Here is a 19,645-nt window from a genome sequence, read left to right on the forward strand (position 1 = left end):
ATAGGGGAGCCGTAGGGAAACCGAGTCTTAATAGGGCGTTTAGTTGCTGGGTATAGACCCGAAACCGGGTGATCTATCCATGAGCAGGTTGAAGGTTAGGTAACACTGACTGGAGGACCGAACCCACTGTCGTTGAAAAGCCAGGGGATGACTTGTGGATAGGGGTGAAAGGCTAATCAAACTCGGTGATAGCTGGTTCTCCCCGAAAGCTATTTAGGTAGCGCCTCGGACGAATACCATTGGGGGTAGAGCACTGTTTCGGCTAGGGGGTCATCCCGACTTACCAAACCGATGCAAACTCCGAATACCAATGAGTACTATCCGGGAGACAGACTGCGGGTGCTAACGTCCGTAGTCAAGAGGAAAACAATCCAGACCGCCAGCTAAGGCCCCTAAATTATAGTTAAGTGGGAAACGATGTGGGAAGGCATAGACAGCTAGGAGGTTGGCTTAGAAGCAGCCACCCTTTAAAGAAAGCGTAATAGCTCACTAGTCGAGTCGGCCTGCGCGGAAGATGTAACGGGGCTAAAACTATATGCCGAAGCTGCGGATTTGCAATTTATTGCAAGTGGTAGGGGAGCGTTCTGTAAGCCGATGAAGGTGGATTGAGAAGTCTGCTGGAGGTATCAGAAGTGCGAATGCTGACGTGAGTAACGACAAAGCGGGTGAAAAACCCGCTCGCTGAAAGACCAAGGGTTCCAGTCCAACGTTAATCGGGGCTGGGTGAGTCGACCCCTAAGGCGAGGCCGAGAGGCGTAGTCGATGGGAAATTGGTTAATATTCCAATACTTCTGTTTAATGCGATGAGAGGACGGAGAAGGTTAAGTCAGCCTGGCGTTGGTTGTCCAGGTGGAAGGTTGTAGGCATGTATCTTAGGCAAATCCGGGGTACTCTATGCTGAGAACTGATAGCAAGCTGTACTTGTACAGTGAAGTGGCTGATACCATACTTCCAGGAAAAGTCTCTAAGCTTCAGTTAAACAGGAATCGTACCCGAAACCGACACAGGTGGTCAGGTCGAGTAGACCAAAGCGCTTGAGAGAACTCTGCTGAAGGAACTAGGCAAAATGGTACCGTAACTTCGGGAGAAGGTACGCTGCCGGCGGTGATAGGACTTGCTCCTTGAGCTGTTGGCAGCCTCAGAAACCAGGCCCCTGCAACTGTTTATTAAAAACATAGCACTCTGCAAACACGAAAGTGGACGTATAGGGTGTGATGCCTGCCCGGTGCTGGAAGGTTAATTGATGTGGTTAGCGCAAGCGAAGCTATTGATCGAAGCCCCAGTAAACGGCGGCCGTAACTATAACGGTCCTAAGGTAGCGAAATTCCTTGTCGGGTAAGTTCCGACCTGCACGAATGGCATAATGATGGGGGCGCTGTCTCCAGCAGAGGCTCAGTGAAATCGAAATCGCCGTGAAGATGCGGTGTACCCGCGGCTAGACGGAAAGACCCCGTGAACCTTTACTGCAGCTTGACATTGAACTTTGATCTTACTTGTGTAGGATAGGTGGGAGGCTTTGAAGTGGCGACGCTAGTTGCCATGGAGCCGTCCTTGAAATACCACCCTGGTAATATTGAGGTTCTAACTCTGTCCCGTTATCCGGGACGAGGACCATGTCTGGTGGGTAGTTTGACTGGGGCGGTCTCCTCCTAAAGAGTAACGGAGGAGTACGAAGGTGCGCTCAGCGTGGTCGGAAATCACGCGTAGAGTATAAAGGCAAAAGCGCGCTTAACTGCGAGACCCACAAGTCGAGCAGGTACGAAAGTAGGTCTTAGTGATCCGGTGGTTCTGTATGGAAGGGCCATCGCTCAACGGATAAAAGGTACTCTGGGGATAACAGGCTGATACCGCCCAAGAGTTCATATCGACGGCGGTGTTTGGCACCTCGATGTCGGCTCATCTCATCCTGGGGCTGAAGCAGGTCCCAAGGGTATGGCTGTTCGCCATTTAAAGAGGTACGCGAGCTGGGTTTAGAACGTCGTGAGACAGTTCGGTCCCTATCTACCGTGGGCGCTGGAAATTTGAGAGGATCTGCTCCTAGTACGAGAGGACCAGAGTGGACGAACCTCTGGTGTACCGGTTGTGACGCCAGTCGCATCGCCGGGTAGCTATGTTCGGAAGGGATAACCGCTGAAAGCATCTAAGCGGGAAGCCTACCTCAAGATAAGATTTCCCTGTGACTTTATGTCACCTAAAGAGCCGTTGAAGACTACGACGTTGATAGGTTGGATGTGGAAGTGTAGCGATACATGAAGCTGACCAATACTAATTGCTCGTGAGGCTTGACTATACAACACCCAAACAGTTGTTGTGTAACGCTCAATTGATTTCATATTGATCTAACGATCAGACGAAGCCTTGATTTAGTTAAGCTAATCGAACAAACTACTGCAACTCAGATACATCTGTTAATGCATTCTATTTGAAGAAAGCTAGGCAAACGAAGCGCAAGCAACGTAGATAAGACCATAGCGAGTAATCATACCAGTTGTGCTGGCGACCATAGCAAGAGTGAACCACCTGATCCCTTCCCGAACTCAGAAGTGAAACCTCTTAGCGCTGATGGTAGTGTGGGGTTACCCATGTGAGAGTAAGTCATCGCCAGCTCATTATTCTAAACACCCCCTGTCAAATGGCAGGGGGTGTTTTTTTATGCGTGGGAAAAATAGGTGGGTTTAAAGTATTTGATAGGCTTGGTTTAGTTTCAGCTATCGTATATAAATTATTAAAACTTAAAAAATTATAAAAAGGGATAAGTGTGTTTGATGTATTTGCACAACTTTGTGGTGGAATAGGTTTATTCCTGCTCGGCATGACCTTGATGACCGACGGCCTGAAGGATATTGCAGGTGAATCTCTGAGACAATGGTTAGGTAGATTTACGGGTTCTCCTTTAAAAGCGATGAGCTCAGGTATTATCTTTACCTTGATTGTGCAGTCTTCAACAGCGACAACACTTGCTACTATTGGTTTTGTAAGTGCAGGAATACTAACTTTTGCTCAATCTGTTGGCGTGATTATTGGTGCAAATATTGGAACCACCAGTACTGGCTGGATGGTAGCACTGCTTGGTGTCAAATTCTCGATTGGAAAATTCGCTTTACCCTTAATTGCAGCGGGTGCATTACTCAAGATCTTAGCTCAGGGTCGGCTGGCTTTGACTGGGCTGGTAATTGCGGGATTTGGTCTGATTTTCTTTGGAATTGAGTTATTGCAGGTGGCAATGTCTAGCCTGGCAAATCGTATAGATCTTTCTATATTTAGCACCCAAAACTTTTTCTCAAAATTATTATTAGTCTTGATTGGCTTGGTGATGACGGTCATTTTACAGTCATCTAGTGCCGCAATTACGACAACAATTACTGCATTGGCGAGCCAGATTATTCAGCTGGAACAGGCACTTTTGCTGGTTATTGGCCAAAATATTGGAACTGTGGCTACGGCAGTCTTGGCGGCAATTGGGGCGAATAGCAATGCACAAAGAACGGCTGCAGTTCATGTGATTTTTAATCTGAGCAGTGCAACTTTTGCCTTCCTGGTCTTAATTCCACTTTTTCTCTGGTTATCCCACCAAGGTCACTTGCTGGCTTCTTGGGATTCTGTAGTAATTGTTGCAGCTTTTCATACGGCATTTAGTTTATGTGGGGCTGTATTATTAATGCCTTTTATCGAACAGTTTAAGCATTTTCTGACTTGGCTCATTCCTACTGATGAGGACAGTTTAATTCAGTCTCTGGATGAGTCGAGTCTTTCAGTACCCGCAGTCGCAGTTGCGAATGCTGAACATGTCATTGATCAGACAGTATGGCAACAATATGGCTGGTTTATTGCAGCATTTAAAGATGGACAGCTGGTTGCAGCCAATCAACTCAAACAACAAGATGAACTCATTGCAAAGCTTAAACAATATTTGGCTCAAATTACCGTGTCTCAAAATACCGAAGAGCAAGCACATTTGTTGGCCTTACTCAGGAAAGTGGTCTATCTCAATGTATTCCGCAGTGATCTTGAACAATTATCCTATAGTTTGGATATCCGGACTCAGCCTGCTTTATATCAGGTTATATTGGATTTTATTGAAATTTTTGATAGTTATTGGAAGGAAGCTTCAGATTTAAAGGATTATGATAAAACTTGCATGTTACAAAATGAACTGATTCTGCTGGAACAATGGACGAAACAACATCATGCTGAACTTCGTGAAAAGATTAATCAGTATGCTTCTAGCAATCAATTGAGTGCTGCCAGAACCTTGGAATTACTCGCAGCACATCGCTGGCTGGATCGGTTTATTTCCCATAGCCAGCGCTTTGTAAATGTATTAAGTGAAAATGAACTCAATGCTGATCAGCTAACTGACGACGCGCATGCTTGAGTGCAGTACGTAAGCCCTCTTCTAGAGTCGGATGATAGAATGGTTTTTCTAGGATCTGATCAATTGTCACTCCTTCACCAATTAACCAGGCAAGAAGATGTGCTAGATGTTCTGCCTGTGCACAGAATAGTTCTGCACCCAAAAGTTTACGCGTAGACCTGTCTACATATATTTCAGCACCACCCATATTGGTAGCTTCCACCCGCGCTCGACCCTGTCTTTCATAAGAAATAAAACCTGTAACGAAATCAGTTTTTGCTTTTTGTAATTGCTGATAATTTTTTCCAATAATGGCCATTTCAGGCTGACTGAACACAATTGCCAAAGGGGTTAGTTTTGGAATTGCTTGTACATCTGGATAATTTAGGCAATTTTTAACGATTTTTTTACCTGCATATGCAGCTTCATGCTGAATTGGAGCATCAGGAGCTGCATCACCAATAATAAAAATTGGATAGTTAGCTAACTGTTTTGTAGAAAGATCAATTGGAAGATTTTTGATGTCTGTATATGAGGGATCGATTTTTTCCAGGTCGAGTTGATCAAGATTACTGCTTCTTCCAGTTGCAGTTAATACATAGTCAACCTCTAAATTTTCTGGTTGATCATTTTGCTTAAATTTTATCTGGACTTGATCACCTTGTCGGATCATTTCATCAGGAACAGTTTTAAATTTAATCTCAAGTTCTGAACTGAGTTGCTGTTGAGCAAGTTCCTGAAGCACCGGACTTGTAAGAGAACCGACTTTTTGACTACGGGCAAATACAGTGGTCTTAACTCCTAAGCGTTGCATGGCTTGAACAAGCTCAATGGCAATCACTCCGCTACCAATCACTGCCAGTGACTCAGGTAGGGTAGGAAGCTCAAACACCTCATCAGAGCTAAGAAGTCGCTCACCGAGTACTTCTTTTTGTTTTGAATCGATATTTGGTCGTGAGCCTACAGCCAAAATAAAACTTTTAGCTTGATAATATTGTCCATCTACTTCTATTGTTTGGACATCTACAAATTTGGCATGACCTGAAATTTTATGTTTTGGATTCCATTGATTGACTTCTTTAAGGGTGGCTTGAGTAAAGAAATCACGTAATTCACGAACACGTGACATGACATTGTTCGGGGTAACTTCACTATCAATATTTAAAGCTAAATCAGGTGCATGCTGAATCAGGTGCATACGATTGGCTGAAGCAATTAAAACTTTACTTGGCATACATCCGACGCGTGCACAGGTCGTATCCCAAGGGCCAGCATTAATGATCAGAATATTATCCGTATGTTTGATTGCTTCTTTATAGGCAGTGATACCTGCAGTGCCTGCACCGATAATGATGAGGTCGTACATTAATTGCTCTTATTGAAATCAATTTATGAATATAAGCTAGCATAAAAAACATTTAGCTTACCTTTATTTACATAAATGCTTAACTATGATTACATATCGCATAATGAATAAAGATTGATAACAAACTCTATAATAGAGGGTCTTGGGGATTTAAATGATTAGTAAACAATTAGGTATTAAATTATCTGCTCTTACTTTGGCACTAATGTTAGCAGGCTGCGGGGGCGGTGGAAGTGATGGTTACTATAATAATGATGGCTCTAGTTCTGGAAATATTACTACGAACCCTAGCACAGGTGAAGAAGTAAAATCTGTTAATATTAGTACTATACAATTGATTGATCGAAATGGTAACTTGACTCAGGCAATCGCTGCAGAAGGTGTGAGCGCTCAAGTCAAAGTAACTGATCAGTCGGGTAAAGGAATTAGTGGTGCATTAGTTACATTTACAGTGACTGGTGGTGTTGTTTTAGGTAGTTCCAATGGTGCTGTTTTAACAAATACAAATGGTGAAGCGAGTATCTCAGTTAAACCTGAAAACTTAAATACCAATGGTGCCTATCAAATTTCTGCAGTTGCAGATTTTGATGGTACCGAAGCATCAACACCAGCACTTAATTTCTCACTTCAAGCAACCAATATTATTTTAGTCGATTTAACGGCAGCTAGTACTCAATTAGAATCTGGTGGTTCAACAAATATCACGTTAAAAACGCAAGATGCAAATACAAAAGTCAATCAGAATAATGTCAATGTCGAATTCACTGCACCATGTGGTAAATTTGAACCTGCTACAGTTGTTTCATCAAATCAAGGAAATGTTACGACAACTTATAAAGCGATTGGTACAGATGGAAAGCTTTGTACAGGAACACAAAAAATTTTGGCAACAGGTTTAAATATCCCAGAAGTTGGAATTGATGTCAGTATTAAGGCACTTGAAGCTAATTCACTAGTATATACATCTAATAAAGTTAATTTGGGGATTAGAAAAAGTGGCTCAGCATCATCTGGTCAAATTGAATTTACTTTGTATGCAAATGGTGTACCTATAGCAGATCAAGATGTTTTGATTGAGAAAGTACAAGCACCAGAAGATTTATCGTTCGTATCATTTGGAAATCAAAATAACAAAACTATAAAAAGTGATTCAAATGGTAAAGTGATTGTGAATCTTTATCCAGGAGATAAACCTGGGCCTGTAGAGATAAGAGCAACTTTAGTTTCAGACAAAAATGTTTCGGCTGTATCTAAAAATGTATCTGTATCCATTGGTCGAGTAACTCAAGATGGATTAAGTTTATCAGTATCTAAAAATTCATTACAGAATGTAATTGATGGTGACACTGCAACTATTACAGCGAGAATGGTTGATCGTACACGGAACCCTGTTCCAGATGGTACAGTAATTAGCTTTGTTTCTGAGGGAGGGAAGGTTGAACCTAATTGTTCAACAGTCCAAGGAGTATGTTCTGTAACTCTAACAACACAAGAACCTCGTCCTTTAGATAATCGTGTGACTGTATTGGCTTATGTTGAGGGTGATAAAAGCTTTACAGATTTAGATGGCGATAATCTTTATACTAAAGGCGTAGATCGACTTCTTAGTAATATTGGTAGCTTTTTCCGTGACGATAACGAGGATAATCAATATAACAAAGATTATGGTATTGGTGAATTTCTTTATAATCGTGCGGTATTAGGAAACAAAGCGACCTGTGCTCCATCTACAATTAGACAGCCGAATATCGCAGACACATGTGACGATAATTTAGATACGGTCATCCGTCAGCAATTATTATTTGCATTTGCTGAAAATACACCAACCTTTACTAATGTAAAGGCAAGTGGAAGTTTATTGTCTTTTAATATGTATGGAAATAGCGCTCAAAGTGTGCCTATGCCAACAGGTACCACAATAAGTGTTACGCCTGAGGATAATACAAAAGCTAATAATTTATCTTGTACTGCAGAGTTAGCAACAGGAAGTTCACCTGTCGCAAATGTCTTTGATCTTTTGACACCAAGCACTTTCAAAAATAGTAATCAAAGTTATTATGGCTATCGTCTAAAAGAATGTGCGGTAGGAGATACGTTGAAAGTTTCTGTTTCTTCGCCAGATAGTAAAGTATCAACAATTTATGTAGATTATCAATAGAAATTATATTTGTATAAAAAACAGCGCCGAAGCGCTGTTTTTTTTTATGGGAACTAAAATTTAAAAAACTAAATTGATGTTCCCACACTCACACCCACAGTCGGTCGAACATTCATCGAACTACAACCAACAAAACTTAAACTTAAACAAATGATCAGTAAAACTTTATTCATGAATTAATCCTTGGTCCTTCGCCTTGTAATACAAGGCGGCAGAGCGTGTACCACTACGGCAAACCATTAAAATGGGTTTAGGTAAGTCATTATAGTATTTGGAAAACTCTTCAATGTTCTGTTGTGTAATTTTTCCGCTAATCACTGGCTGATAAATTACACTGGCATGATGGCGCTCTGCGATAGTGCGAAGCTGAATAACCGATACTTCATTACCTGTTTCCTGATCTGGACGATTGACAATGACAGACTTAAAACCCTGTTTCATTAATTCTTGAAACTTAATGCTATTCATTTGTCCAGCTACACTTACTGTAGGAGTTAATGGCCGGCTTAATTCTGCAGAAAAACTGAGTGTAGCAAAGCTTAGACCGAGTCCAAGCATTGCACATTTCCAGAAGCAGGGATTAGTCATCCAATAAATCCATTTGTTTTGCGATCTGGTACAGGTTATTAGAACGGTTACCAGTACGGCAGAACATCAATAAGGGTTTTGGTAGTTCATTATAGTGATTGGCAAAAGTACGGACATCGAGTTCAGTGATCTGACCTGCAACTACAGGTTGATGCACATAATCCAGACCTGCTGCACGAGCAGCCTCTTCAATTTGTGCACTGGTTGGCTGATCCGAACCACCTTCCATATCCGGGCGGTTATTGATAATGGATTTAAAGCCTTTCTCAACTACCTGTTCGATATGTTCTGGACCAATTTGACCTGCAAAGCCTACATTTTCACTCATGATGTCACTCCATCATTTCATTTATAAAGATATGCTTTATGATAGCATTAAGCTCAAAAATGAGCAGAAAGATCTGAAATTTTTATAAACGAATACAACCATAAAATAACGCAACGGAGCGCGTATGCATGTATATACAGTTGAACCACTGTATGTCAAAAGCGGTCAAGATGTCATTGCTGCCGATTTTTATCGTCCCAAGAATATACACAAACCAGCAGTCATTTTAATGGCACATGGTCTGGCTGCCTTACGTCATTTTGAACTGGTCAAATATGCCCAACGTTTTGCAGCAGCGGGTTATGCCGTCATTTTGTTTGATTATCGCTACTGGGGTGGAAGTACCGGACGACCACGAGAACTGGTTTCAATTAAAGCCCAGCTTGAAGACTGGCGAACCATGATTGCTCACGTTAAAGCACGTAAATCCGTAGATGCTAAACGTATTGTGCTCTGGGGAACGAGTTTGAGTGGCGGATATGTACTAACACTTGCCGCAGAATCCAAAGATGTACAGGCCATTATGGTCCAAGTCCCATTTGTGGATGGTGCTGAAAGTGCCAAATTGTATCCTTTACAGCAGCTGCCTAAAGCGCTGAAAATTTCCAGTCAAGATTATATGGGCTCTAAAGTCGGGATGACGCCACGAACTTTACCCGTTGTAGCCCAGAATGAACTCTGTTTCTTACCAACACCCGATAGCTACGAAGGTTATCTGTCAATTGTTCATCCAGACCATTACTGGAGTGGGGAAATACCAGCCCGGGTGTTCTTTAAACTGATCCGCTATCGACCGATTCAGGATGTGCGTAAAATTACAGTACCGGTTCTGTTTATCGCTGCGCAACAGGATAGCCTGATTCCGATTGAGTCCAGCCGTGAAACGGTAACCAATATCGCACCATTTGCCCAATATCATGAGTGGAATATGCGACATTTCGATATATATCATGGTGAATGGTTTGAAAAAGCAATTTCGACCCAATTAGAATTCTTACATCAATATATTGGAGTTCGTTAGATGATCATTGTATGTCCGTCATGTCAGGCCAAAAACCGTGTGCCTGAAGATAAACTCACCGAGAGTCCTGCATGTGGCCAGTGTCATCAGGGCCTGATTCCACTTGCACCGATTGAACTCAATGAACAGAATTTTAGCCAGTTCGTGACTGGCAGCGATTTACCGATTCTGATTGACCTATGGGCAGACTGGTGTGGCCCATGCAAGATGATGGCTCCGCATTTTGCAACAGTAGCACAGCAGTATCCAAATGTGGTATTTGCCAAAATTGATACTGAAGCGAATCCACGACTCAGCGCTGCATTTAATGTTCGTAGTATTCCAACACTGGTTTTGATGAATAAAACTGATGAAATTGCTAGAATAAGTGGTGCGCTCAGAGCACCTCAGCTGCAACAGTGGCTGGATCAGCATCTGAATGCCAAATCCTAATACCCAGGCCTGGAGTTAACGTGTCAGATTCTCATGTAAAACCAGAGGGAGTTCTTTCCCTACAGACGATTGCAATGCCAGCAGATACCAACTGGAGCGGTGACGTATTCGGTGGATGGATTGTTTCACAAATGGACTTGGCCGGTGCGATCCATGCAGAACGTTTTTCCAAAGGACGTTGTGCGACAATTTCGATTAATCAGATGACTTTTCTGGTACCGGTAAAAGTCGGTGATGTGATCAGCTGCTATACCAAGATTCTGAAGGTGGGGAATACTTCGATTCAAATGCAGATCGAAGTGTGGGACAGTCACGATGATTCCCGTCCGCCTGTTCGTGTCACAGAAGGCGTGTTTACCTTCGTAGCGGTGGATGTCAAAGGCAATAAGCGTCCGATTCCAGATGAAGCAAAACAGAAGTTCCTTGACGCTCAGTAAACGAATTGATGAATGCAAAAAACCAGACAATTTGTCTGGTTTTTTTATTTTTGAAAATTTAAATTCTTAGGCAATGATTTTTATTGCTTATCCTGATTTTAAAGCTAAAAAATCAAATAGTTTTTAAGCTGAGACAAGGAAAACAGTCATTATCTTGATAGATGATGAGGATACTTTTAAATAATCCCCAATTTATTTAGCGTATATTCTTAAAAAATTAAGATGCGGCTTTGGTTTTAAGCTGCGATTTAGCGATCCAGGCCCACAGCATTTCACACTGAATTGGTGCTTCACCAGATTCATCTGTTATGACAACCTGCACCAATGTTTCGCCTTTATCTGTACTTTGCATCAATTGCTGCTGTTCAGCAGTCAGAGTGGCTATAGCACGCATTGCCCCCTGGGTAGGACGTTTATAATCAATTTTGATACTTTTAATAAGGACGACTGCAGAATCAGGCACGTTCATTGCGGTGACAAATCCTGTGGCTGTTTCTGCAAGCAGTGCCATGGCACAGGCATGAACCTGACCAATATGGTTCTGCATAGCCTTATGATTGGCCATGCTGACCATGACCTGATCATGACTCACCTGTTCATAGCGAATTCGGGCAGAACCGACCATCGGCACCACACGTCCAAAGGTTTTACTCAGCAGTGCAGTACGAATGCCTTGTGGAAGTCGTGAACTTGCTTTTACCAGTTTGGAGAGTTGATTGCTTTTGGCCATGGTTCTATTATCCGAAAATAGACTGTCTTAGTCTTTAAAGTTGTTGAACTGTAAAGGCACACCAAATTGCTGTTCTTTGAGGAATGCCATAATTTGTTGCAAAGTATCGCGTTTTTTATCGGTCACACGAATCTTGTCGCCTTGGATAGAAGACTGCGCTTTAATGCCACTTTCTTTAATGGCTTTATTAATTTTTTTTGCGGTATCTGAGTCAAGACCGTCTTTCAGTTTAATCACCTGGATATAGTTTTTACCTGAAGGTGCACCTTTTTGCGGATCAAGCGCCTGAATATCTACTTTACGTTTAAAGAAGTGATTTTCTAACATGCTATAAACTTGTTCACACTGAAAATCACTTTCAGTCTTGATTTTGATTTCTTTATTTTTTTCGTTCAGCTCGATTGAAACGTCCTGACCACGGAAGTCAAAACGGGTCGCAATTTCTTTTTGCGTGTTTTGAACTGCATGGTTTACTTCAAAAATTTCTAATTCAGAAACAATATCGAAAGAAGGCATAGTTTAGACCTTTACAAATGGAAAGAATATCTGAGATGCTAGGGATGTTTTCTTCATTTGCCAAGTGTTGTTTACATCAAAGGAGTGCGCAATGATCCGTAAACAAGAAATTACAACATTTGAGTTCCCAGAAGGTGCTGTAATCTGGGATGTACGTGATTCTAATGCTTTTGCTGAAGCACATATTAAGGGTGCGGTAAACCAGCCCATTAACGATCTTTCAGCAGATAGCCTTACTCAAGTGTCCACGGATCAGCCGATTTATATCCTGTGTGGTGGAGGTAGTAAAGCCCCTCGTGCTGCTGAAAAACTAGAGGGTTTCGACAGCTCTCGTGAATATGTCATCCTGATGGGTGGTACACGTGCTGCCCGTGATGCAGGCTTGCCGCTGGAACAGGGTGCCTGATTAAGCTTTAAAAAAAGAAAAAAGCGCCGTCAGGCGCTTTTTTCTTGGCTATATTTCTTCAATGTTCCCCTTTGAAAAAGGTGAGCCATATATGGCGCAAGAGGGGGATTAAATTCTTCCTATAAATCCTTCCCTTGCGGAACAGTGTTCCTCACCCTTTAATAAAGGGAAGGGCTTTAACACTAAGGTTTAAAATAAGGCTTCTTGGTTTTGATTTTCTTTTCAAAGCGTTTGACATCCAGCTTCTTCACTAGATTTATGGATGCAGGACAAGCCTCTCCTAGAATCTGTGCAGCCAAAATTTCACTACACAATGGAGCAAATAGAAAACCTTTGGAACCTAAGCCAGCCAGACTATAGATTTCCTGATCTGATTTGAGTTTTCCAAGCAAGGGGAAATAATCTTTGCTTTGGGCACGAACCGAAGCACGACCTTGCCATTCACTGACATCAGCCAAACTCTGTGCATACTCTGGAAATACTGAATGGATCAGTTCAAGGTTATGGATATGGTCTTCTTCCAGTACCTCTGTATCATCACGATTCAGGCAGAATGAAGCACCGAGCAGCAAATGCTGTTCATCAAACTGGATGCAGTATCCGCCGTAGCTATAGGCAATATTCGGATTAAGTGGTTGATCGCTATTTTTGAGCCAACTGACCTGTCCACGAATGGGTTTAAGTTCAGGATGCTCTTCAAGCAGCTGTGGCGTATTTAATGCGGTACAGACGATGACATGATCAAACTGGCCGAGTGAGCTATCACCATCAAATAATTCTGGACATGAGTGTGGTTCAATTCGGCTAATTTGGGCCTGGATATAGCGAATATTGCTATGTTGCAGGATTTCATCACGCAACTGATGAGGCGATACAGCTCCCGCCTGTAACAACGACAATGCTGGATATTTCGCTGTTAAAGACTGCTGATTTTGATCTGGAACTTCTAGAATACCATCAGGATACTCATCAGCCAGAGCCAACAGGTTTTCTGGATTTTTCAATGCCAGCTGCTGAACCTGAATCGCGCGAAAGGCTTTAAACTGTGCATAATGATTTAGGGCGTGTTGCCAAGCCTGGGTCATTAAATGTTCAGCGCTTTGTGCAATCGGTGACAGTTTCGGATTGAGTAGCGCTAATGGATTACCAGAACCACCGGAAAGTGGTGCTGTTTGATCGAATAGGCTGACTTGATGACCACGTAGAGCAAAAGCCCAGGCTATACTTAAACCGGCAATACCAGCACCAATGACAGCGATCTGACGTGCCTGACATTTCAACTCTTTATTGAGCGAAGTTTTTTTTTGAGTATGATGTTCAGGAATTGCTGTTACTGGCTGTGCAAATTCAGGCAGATTCCAGATGGCTTTCAGCATTTCACGTTTATGACCAAAGCCACGTGGACGTGAAATCGAAATACCATGATTTCTAAGACCGCGTTTCAGTATACCTGCGACACTAAAAGAGGCAAAGGTGGTGCCATAATCCGAGAGTCGAATAATATTGTTCAGGACATTCTCTTCCCACATATCCGGATTGCAGGAAGGCGCAAAACCGTCCAGGAACCAGGCATGTACTGACACAGTTTTTTCAATGACTGGAAAGACATCTTGTGCATCACCTAGCCATAAATCCAGAGAAAAACGTTCTTCAGGAAAACTGAGGCGATGACAGCCAGCAATTGGGAGTGGATATTGGGAAATCAGCTGATCTGCAAGGGGTTTTAGTTCCGGCCAGGCATTTAAAGCACGAATCAGATCATCTTTTAATAGAGGAAATTTTTCCACTGAAATGGCATGCAGATGGCTCTGGTTATCTGGACGAACCTGTTGCCACAGTTGCCATAAGGCCAGAATATTGAGTCCTGTACCAAAGCCCGTTTCCCCTATGCAAAAATATTCAAAAGGTTTGAGATCCGTGAGCCGGGTACCGAGATCATTACCATTTAAAAACACATGGCGTGTTTCAAGCAGACCATTGTCCTTGGAAAAATAAACATCACCGAACTGTTTGGAAACTGGCACGTCAATGCCATCTACCAACTGCCAATCGAGATCGGCAGTTTGAATTGCATGAGACAAAACGGATACAACCTTGAATACGTCAGGAGAGGGAATAGCTTACCACTGACGACGGCGTTTGGTATAAACATAACTCGCGATCAGGAAGCCAAGTAGTACCCCAACTGCCAATGTCGCAGCACCGTAAAGAAACATTTGTGCACTACGTTCACTTTGTAGCACCTGCACCTGAACGCCGAGATTATCGTTTTTCAGCTGTAGTTCCTGATTCTGGGTCAATGCTTCAAGATTGGCTTTTTCCAGTTGTTGCAGACGTGTCGCCTGATCTTTGACCAAAGCCTTCACTTTGGCATCTTGCTGAGCTTTGTTCTGTGCAATATCTTCTGCAGTCAATGGCTTGGCAGCAGGATTTTGAACAAGAGGATTATTCGAAGCAGCCACTGGCATGATGCCAGGTTTATTGGCAGACAGTGTTTGCGGTGGCGTATTGGCTACCGCGGGTTGCACAGTTGCTGGTGTATTTTGCGCTGGGGCAGCAGATTCCGCTGCCAATGTTGCTTCAACTGCCCAAGCAGTTGTACAGGCAAAAGATAAACCGATTAAACTGGCAATTACAGCGTGCATGAACCTTATCCTTGTGGGAATGCTTTATTGAATGGTTTAACGTCAATATGCGCATAGACGCCTTCTTTTAAGAATGGCTCTTCCTGTAACCATTCCTCCAATGCTTCACGGCTGTCAAAGTCCACAATGATGGTGCTGCCATAAAAACCTGCTTGAGGATTACCTGGTTCTTTTGGCATCGCGCCGGCAACGATTAAACGACCTTCATCATTTAATTTTTGCAGACGTGCAAGATGTTGAGGACGAATCGCAAGGCGTTTTTCGACAGTACCTTCCTGATCGGTACAGCTGACAACAAATAATGGCATGGCAGTTCTCGATGACTTAGTCTAACTTTTATTCAGCAGTTTTAAAGTATTTGCGCAATACAATGAACTGAATAATGATAAAGGAAAACATCACGATCATGTCACCAAATGCGGTAAATTCTCCCCAATATTTTCCATCCATAAAGATATAGGCAAAGAAGCAATGCAAGAAAGACATCACCGCAAACATTGCTGCCCAAGCATAGTTGAGCTTAAACCAGCCTTTTTCAGTTAAATTAAAAACTGGTCCAAACAGACGTTGGATTAATGGTTTTTTATCTTTACTGAACCATGGTGAAAGCAGGAATACGCCAGCAAAAACCAGATTTAGCAAGACAGCTTTTAAGCGGATATAGAAATCATCACTGAGTATTAAAGTGATTCCACCGAAGATTACTGTCATAAACAATACGATCCATTGCTGTTTGTCCAGACGGAATTTCTGTGAAACAAATAACGCGCCATAGACCACTAACATGGAAATGATCAGACCTGTGGTTGCCACAAGAATATTGTTATTGTCGACACCGCCTGCGGAGCCAATCAGCTGGAGTAATGGATGGTTGGTGTCTTTAGGATCTACTGTCTTATATAAATAAAAGAAAATAATGAGTGGCACAAAGTCTAAAAGTGCTTTCATGTTAGAGTATCTAAATCTGATCAAATAAATGTCATAGTATAGAGATGCACGGCGTAGATTTACATACACACAGCAATATTTCTGATGGAACCTTAAGTCCACAGCAGCTGGTTGAGGCCGCGGCAGCGAGCTTTATCCATACGCTGGCCTTGACTGATCATGACACCATGGACGGTTTAGAGCTGGCGCGTGAAGCCGCTAAAGATCACGAAATTAAGATCATTTCTGGGGTAGAAATCTCCAGTCAATGGTCACGTCCGGCCACCAAGAAGAATTATGGCGTGCATATTGTGGCGTTAGATGTTCAAAATCCTGAGCCATTGCAACAGGCTTTAGAACAGCAAAAACAGATTCGCGCTGAACGCTCAAAAAAGATTTGTGATCTACTGATACCATTGATTGGACAAGATATTTATCCAGATGTAGTCGCTAAGGTTGATAATATTCCAGACCGTGTCACGCGAACCCATATTGCCAAAACACTGGTTGAAAAGGGGATAGTCACCCGTCCACAACAGGCTTTTGATAAATATATCAAGGAAGGTAAGAAAGCTTATGTGAAGTTTGATGGACTGGGACTGGAAGAAACCATTCAGGTGATTCATGCCAGTGGTGGTTTTGCAGTGCTAGCGCACCCCACCCGTTATGATCTGTCTGCAACCAACAACCGTTACCTGATAGAAATTTTTGCCAGGTTCGGTGGGGACGCCGTTGAGCTGCCACCAGCAGTTGATCCGGCTTCTACCCGGCAGATGGTAGATCGGATGATTGCTGAACATGGGCTAAAAGTATCTGTAGGCAGTGATTATCATGGGGACAATATGCCCTGGATTAAGCTCGGCCATATTCCAACAGTTAAAGACGGGCAAGTGGGCATCTGGGAAAGTTTTCGGTAACAGGCGTCAGGCTTCAATAAATGGAGACTGCTTTTGCTGCTGGATTTTTATGCCTAGAAGGCAGGCCAAAGCTAAACTGTAATGCCAGTTGCCAAGTTGTTGTAATCGCTGCCATCAGTAATAATGCTGCAATAAGCGTATAGTTCAGTAAATTGCGATAAAGAAAAGGATGGTTCCGGGAAATTACCGCCTGCTGGATGTCTGGATGATGTTTGAATTCTCGATAGCGTAGAAAATCGATCAAATTCGCGAGCGCCAGTTCCAGCTTGTCAAAATGTACTGCCTTGCAGGACATCCGATAGTACTTACCATAATTGGTACTCAGCTTAAGCGTATAAGTTGGAGAGTCATCTTCACGACTCGCCTGAATATGTACAATTCTTGGTAAGTCCAGCATGAGTCGACTGGGAATATGGTCGAAGTAAATCCGTCCGCGGAGCGGTGTCGCGATATAGTACTGCAAATGCTGAAAATTCTGGTCTCCATCATGTGCATACAGTTGAACAATCCAGCGTGTACGCCTCAGGTAATAGACCAGAACCTGCTGGCCGATGAGCGCATCACTTGGTTGAACATGGATATCCAGATACGACTCTGTGTTAAACAGCTGATTCAGATCGACATTAAACCATTATGGGGCTTCATGATCATTGATCTTTAATAGGAGTTGCTGCTGTTTGCGTAGCGGGGTCGTGTGAGTCTGACGTTGGCCCATAATTGTAGCATCTGAGCTGCGTAAGGCTCTTTCACGGATATCCCGAGCCAGTTTCGAATCAATCAGGTGTTGCTGAATCAGAAAAGGAAATTTGAAATATTGTTTCCGGTCATAGCTTAGACCGAATACCAGTATGAAACTGATGAGAAGCAGTAAAATCCAGTATTGTTCTAATCCAGTGAATAAAATATCTTGCCAGGCCAATACACAGCCAAATGCGAACACGGCTCTGCTACAAAGCAGTAAAGCCGCTAAAGTTGCACCCAGACGCGTCACCGGTTGCGTTGTATAACGATGAATCCGTTGCTTGATAGTCATGAGATCTTATTTTTATTGTTTTCATTATTTTAATTTTGAATTGAATATATGAGCTGCGTTCAGCTGTAATCGTACTTATTATAATAGATTATGATCTTGGGCTTGAATAGGTGGGGGGGTGGGTTTGCCTAAAGTACCCAATAGTTCAATTTCAATGGTACGTACCATTGAATCAAGGGGTAAGTCATTGCTTTGCGTACCAAAAGGTTCTTCAATTTCTGAACTGAGCGCATCCAGTCCCAAGAAAGTATAAGCCAAAATTCCGACCAGCAGCGGTGTCACCATTCCAAGGGTCGAACCCAGACTAAATGGCAGCATAAAGCAGAAAAAATATACGGTACGATTCAGCAAGACGGAATAGGCGAAAGGTAGTGGTGTGGTGGCAATCCGATCACAACCTGTCTGTACAATACTCAACTCAGCTACATGCTGGTTCATCTGCGCATAAATGATGTCTGAAATTTCGCCTTCTTTCAGGGCCTGCATAAATTCCCATTGAATCAGACTGAGGGTGTACTGTGGGGCATTGGCCTGTTGATAGAGCTGTTGCAGGGCTTGAGGACTCATACCACTGGTCTGTACCAGTTCGGTTGGATTGGCAGTCTGATGGCGCAAACGATCGCGCAGTACATTGGCAAAGACAATTACATGCTGGATGACCCGCTCACGGCGTGCCTGCGTCAACATACGGCAGTCTCGGTCAAAATGACGTGCATTGGCAATTAGGATCCCCCAGAGTTTGCGCGCTTCCCACCAGCGTTCATAGGCGGCAGAGTTCTTGAAACCAAGGAAAATCGACAGTACTACTCCGATCAGGGTAAAACCGACTAAGGGTAATTCCGGTAAATGTAAATAATTGGTATAAGATAGCCCGCCAATAATGGCAGAAATGAGCATGACCACGCCTAGAGGCGGCAGTACCTTAGGTAAAATCGTTCCCCGCCATGAAAATAATACTTTAAAGATACTGGGTTGGTCACGTACGATCATTTATTGGAATCATCACAATTTTTTTCATGATCTTGTTGAGTTGTGTCTGCTTTGTCAAGTGCTATCGTTCAGGGTTTTACCGTATTAATGAGTTGCTGTTCTGCAAAGGAAAAACTGCCTTCCCGGGCAATGATACAGTGATCAATCAGGCGGATTTCGACCAGGTGACAGGCCTTTGCAATCTGCTGAGTGAGCTCAAGATCTGCTGCTGAAGGTCGAGGCTGACCGAGTGGATGATTATGGGCAATCACAATCGATGTTGCCTGTTGCTGAATGGCATGGCGTAGTAACTGATTAATCGAAATCTCACATGAATTAAGCGAGCCATAAAACATTTTCTTAAAGCTGATTTTTCTTAACCCGGCATCCAGACACAATACAGCAAAGACTTCCTGAGTTTCTCCTAAGAGTTCAAAGCGCAGATAGTCCATAATTTTGCGGGAATGATTCAGTTCCAATGCATCTTGGCGAAGGTGCTCGGCAATATAGCGCCGTCCCAGTTCCTTAACAGCCATCAGCTGGGTAAATTTACTGACACCCATCCCGTGAAACTGGCTGATCTCTTGCAGTGGGGCATCCAAAAGAGTACTTAAATGACCAAAATGTTGAATCAGAAGTCGAGCTAGTTCCACTGCGGAATGCCGCTGGGAGCCTGAGCGCAGGAAAATTGCCAGCAATTCGGCATCGGAGAGGCTTTGTGGGCCTGACTGTAACAGGCGTTCGCGTGGACGTTCCTGTTCAGGCCAGTGTTTAATCGAAAATTGCATGTTTATTAGACTTATTTATTATTAATTATT

The 19,645-nt window shown here is 42.9% G+C and carries 21 protein-coding genes and 2 rRNA genes; 10 read left to right on the forward strand and 13 right to left on the reverse strand.

The genetic code is table 11. The annotated features are described in order from the left end of the window. From ACTJIX_RS12145 to ACTJIX_RS12155, 3 genes are all read left to right on the forward strand, one after another. A 23S ribosomal RNA gene (locus tag ACTJIX_RS12145) occupies window positions 1-2,290 on the forward strand; the annotation flags it as partial. A gap of 202 nt (window positions 2,291-2,492) precedes the next feature. Then, window positions 2,493-2,607: ribosomal RNA gene (gene rrf / locus ACTJIX_RS12150) — 5S ribosomal RNA — on the forward strand. 151 nt (window positions 2,608-2,758) lie between these two features. Next, the gene (locus tag ACTJIX_RS12155; protein ID WP_004891334.1) at window positions 2,759-4,375 is read left to right on the forward strand and encodes a Na/Pi cotransporter family protein; all 1,617 of its coding nucleotides are present in this window, start codon (window positions 2,759-2,761) and stop codon (window positions 4,373-4,375) included. On the opposite strand, the gene ACTJIX_RS12160 is transcribed toward ACTJIX_RS12155, so the two are convergent. Further along, window positions 4,338-5,720: a dihydrolipoyl dehydrogenase gene (locus ACTJIX_RS12160; RefSeq protein ID WP_004891337.1), complete on the reverse strand. Its 1,383-nt coding sequence runs from the start codon at window positions 5,718-5,720 to the stop codon at window positions 4,338-4,340. The genes ACTJIX_RS12155 and ACTJIX_RS12160 overlap by 38 nt on opposite strands. Window positions 5,721-5,874: 154 nt before the next feature. Here ACTJIX_RS12160 and ACTJIX_RS12165 point away from each other — a divergent pair, with 154 nt between their 5' ends. After that, the gene (locus tag ACTJIX_RS12165; protein ID WP_004891339.1) at window positions 5,875-7,878 is read left to right on the forward strand and encodes a hypothetical protein; all 2,004 of its coding nucleotides are present in this window, start codon (window positions 5,875-5,877) and stop codon (window positions 7,876-7,878) included. Between the two features lie 165 nt (window positions 7,879-8,043). Here the strand turns inward: ACTJIX_RS12165 and ACTJIX_RS12170 are convergent, their stop codons facing one another. Beyond that, on the reverse strand, window positions 8,044-8,466 hold the full coding sequence (locus tag ACTJIX_RS12170) for a beta-lactamase hydrolase domain-containing protein (RefSeq protein ID WP_008304907.1): 423 nt from the start codon (window positions 8,464-8,466) through the stop codon (window positions 8,044-8,046). Further along, complete coding sequence (locus tag ACTJIX_RS12175; protein WP_004816001.1) at window positions 8,459-8,794, reverse strand: TIGR01244 family sulfur transferase; 336 nt, start codon at window positions 8,792-8,794, stop codon at window positions 8,459-8,461. The genes ACTJIX_RS12170 and ACTJIX_RS12175 overlap by 8 nt, the downstream gene beginning before the upstream one ends. A gap of 124 nt (window positions 8,795-8,918) precedes the next feature. Here ACTJIX_RS12175 and ACTJIX_RS12180 point away from each other — a divergent pair, with 124 nt between their 5' ends. From ACTJIX_RS12180 to ACTJIX_RS12190, 3 genes are all read left to right on the forward strand, one after another. Beyond that, window positions 8,919-9,815, forward strand: coding sequence for an alpha/beta hydrolase (locus ACTJIX_RS12180; RefSeq protein WP_004816002.1), 897 nt, complete (start codon window positions 8,919-8,921; stop codon window positions 9,813-9,815). After that, window positions 9,816-10,247: a thioredoxin TrxC gene (trxC, locus tag ACTJIX_RS12185; RefSeq protein ID WP_004816003.1), complete on the forward strand. Its 432-nt coding sequence runs from the start codon at window positions 9,816-9,818 to the stop codon at window positions 10,245-10,247. It begins immediately after the preceding gene. A 74-nt stretch (window positions 10,248-10,321) separates the two neighbouring features. Beyond that, entirely contained in the window at window positions 10,322-10,684 is a 363-nt protein-coding gene (locus tag ACTJIX_RS12190; protein ID WP_221415591.1) for an acyl-CoA thioesterase, read from the forward strand. A gap of 217 nt (window positions 10,685-10,901) precedes the next feature. Here the strand turns inward: ACTJIX_RS12190 and ACTJIX_RS12195 are convergent, their stop codons facing one another. Together ACTJIX_RS12195 and ACTJIX_RS12200 are read right to left on the reverse strand one after the other, a co-directional pair. After that, complete coding sequence (locus ACTJIX_RS12195; RefSeq protein ID WP_004816005.1) at window positions 10,902-11,414, reverse strand: DUF4442 domain-containing protein; 513 nt, start codon at window positions 11,412-11,414, stop codon at window positions 10,902-10,904. A gap of 27 nt (window positions 11,415-11,441) precedes the next feature. After that, on the reverse strand, window positions 11,442-11,930 hold the full coding sequence (locus ACTJIX_RS12200) for a YajQ family cyclic di-GMP-binding protein (protein WP_004816006.1): 489 nt from the start codon (window positions 11,928-11,930) through the stop codon (window positions 11,442-11,444). A 91-nt stretch (window positions 11,931-12,021) separates the two neighbouring features. On the opposite strand from ACTJIX_RS12200, the gene ACTJIX_RS12205 reads away from it, so the two are divergent. Further along, a complete protein-coding gene (locus tag ACTJIX_RS12205) occupies window positions 12,022-12,336 on the forward strand; it encodes a rhodanese-like domain-containing protein (RefSeq protein WP_004816007.1) in 315 nt (104 codons plus the stop codon). Between the two features lie 182 nt (window positions 12,337-12,518). Here ACTJIX_RS12205 and mnmC read toward each other — a convergent pair whose 3' ends face one another. From mnmC to ACTJIX_RS12225, 4 genes are read right to left on the reverse strand one after another with little or no spacing between them, the layout of a single operon-like run. Further along, window positions 12,519-14,417, reverse strand: coding sequence for an FAD-dependent 5-carboxymethylaminomethyl-2-thiouridine(34) oxidoreductase MnmC (gene mnmC, locus ACTJIX_RS12210; protein ID WP_004891345.1), 1,899 nt, complete (start codon window positions 14,415-14,417; stop codon window positions 12,519-12,521). Window positions 14,418-14,456: 39 nt separating this feature from the next. After that, window positions 14,457-14,981, reverse strand: a complete 525-nt coding sequence (locus tag ACTJIX_RS12215) for a hypothetical protein (RefSeq protein WP_440611479.1) — start codon at window positions 14,979-14,981, stop codon at window positions 14,457-14,459. Window positions 14,982-14,986: 5 nt separating this feature from the next. Beyond that, window positions 14,987-15,289 carry a YciI family protein gene (locus ACTJIX_RS12220; RefSeq protein WP_004816011.1) on the reverse strand — a complete coding sequence of 101 codons (303 nt, stop codon included), beginning with the start codon at window positions 15,287-15,289 and terminating at the stop codon, window positions 14,987-14,989. Between the two features lie 28 nt (window positions 15,290-15,317). Beyond that, window positions 15,318-15,929, reverse strand: coding sequence for a septation protein IspZ (locus tag ACTJIX_RS12225; RefSeq protein WP_004816013.1), 612 nt, complete (start codon window positions 15,927-15,929; stop codon window positions 15,318-15,320). A gap of 44 nt (window positions 15,930-15,973) precedes the next feature. Here ACTJIX_RS12225 and ACTJIX_RS12230 point away from each other — a divergent pair, with 44 nt between their 5' ends. Beyond that, on the forward strand, window positions 15,974-16,825 hold the full coding sequence (locus ACTJIX_RS12230) for a PHP domain-containing protein (protein ID WP_004891349.1): 852 nt from the start codon (window positions 15,974-15,976) through the stop codon (window positions 16,823-16,825). Between the two features lie 13 nt (window positions 16,826-16,838). Here ACTJIX_RS12230 and ACTJIX_RS12235 read toward each other — a convergent pair whose 3' ends face one another. Further along, window positions 16,839-17,288, reverse strand: a complete 450-nt coding sequence (locus ACTJIX_RS12235) for a hypothetical protein (protein WP_228127673.1) — start codon at window positions 17,286-17,288, stop codon at window positions 16,839-16,841. A gap of 24 nt (window positions 17,289-17,312) precedes the next feature. Here ACTJIX_RS12235 and ACTJIX_RS12240 point away from each other — a divergent pair, with 24 nt between their 5' ends. Continuing rightward, entirely contained in the window at window positions 17,313-17,486 is a 174-nt protein-coding gene (locus ACTJIX_RS12240) for a hypothetical protein (protein ID WP_212749518.1), read from the forward strand. Here ACTJIX_RS12240 and ACTJIX_RS12245 read toward each other — a convergent pair. The 3 genes from ACTJIX_RS12245 to radC all read right to left on the reverse strand — a co-directional run bounded on the left by ACTJIX_RS12245 (window position 17,457) and on the right by radC (window position 19,615). Further along, complete coding sequence (locus tag ACTJIX_RS12245; RefSeq protein WP_004891357.1) at window positions 17,457-17,858, reverse strand: hypothetical protein; 402 nt, start codon at window positions 17,856-17,858, stop codon at window positions 17,457-17,459. The two genes, ACTJIX_RS12240 and ACTJIX_RS12245, sit on opposite strands and share 30 nt — an antisense overlap. 78 nt (window positions 17,859-17,936) lie before the next feature. After that, window positions 17,937-18,848: a bestrophin family protein gene (locus tag ACTJIX_RS12250; RefSeq protein ID WP_004816019.1), complete on the reverse strand. Its 912-nt coding sequence runs from the start codon at window positions 18,846-18,848 to the stop codon at window positions 17,937-17,939. Window positions 18,849-18,916: 68 nt separating this feature from the next. Beyond that, complete coding sequence (gene radC, locus ACTJIX_RS12255; RefSeq protein WP_004891361.1) at window positions 18,917-19,615, reverse strand: RadC family protein; 699 nt, start codon at window positions 19,613-19,615, stop codon at window positions 18,917-18,919. Window positions 19,616-19,645 lie beyond the last annotated feature (30 nt).

This window comes from Acinetobacter sp. 22323 (assembly GCF_052044895.1).
GTDB lineage: Bacteria > Pseudomonadota > Gammaproteobacteria > Pseudomonadales > Moraxellaceae > Acinetobacter > Acinetobacter schindleri.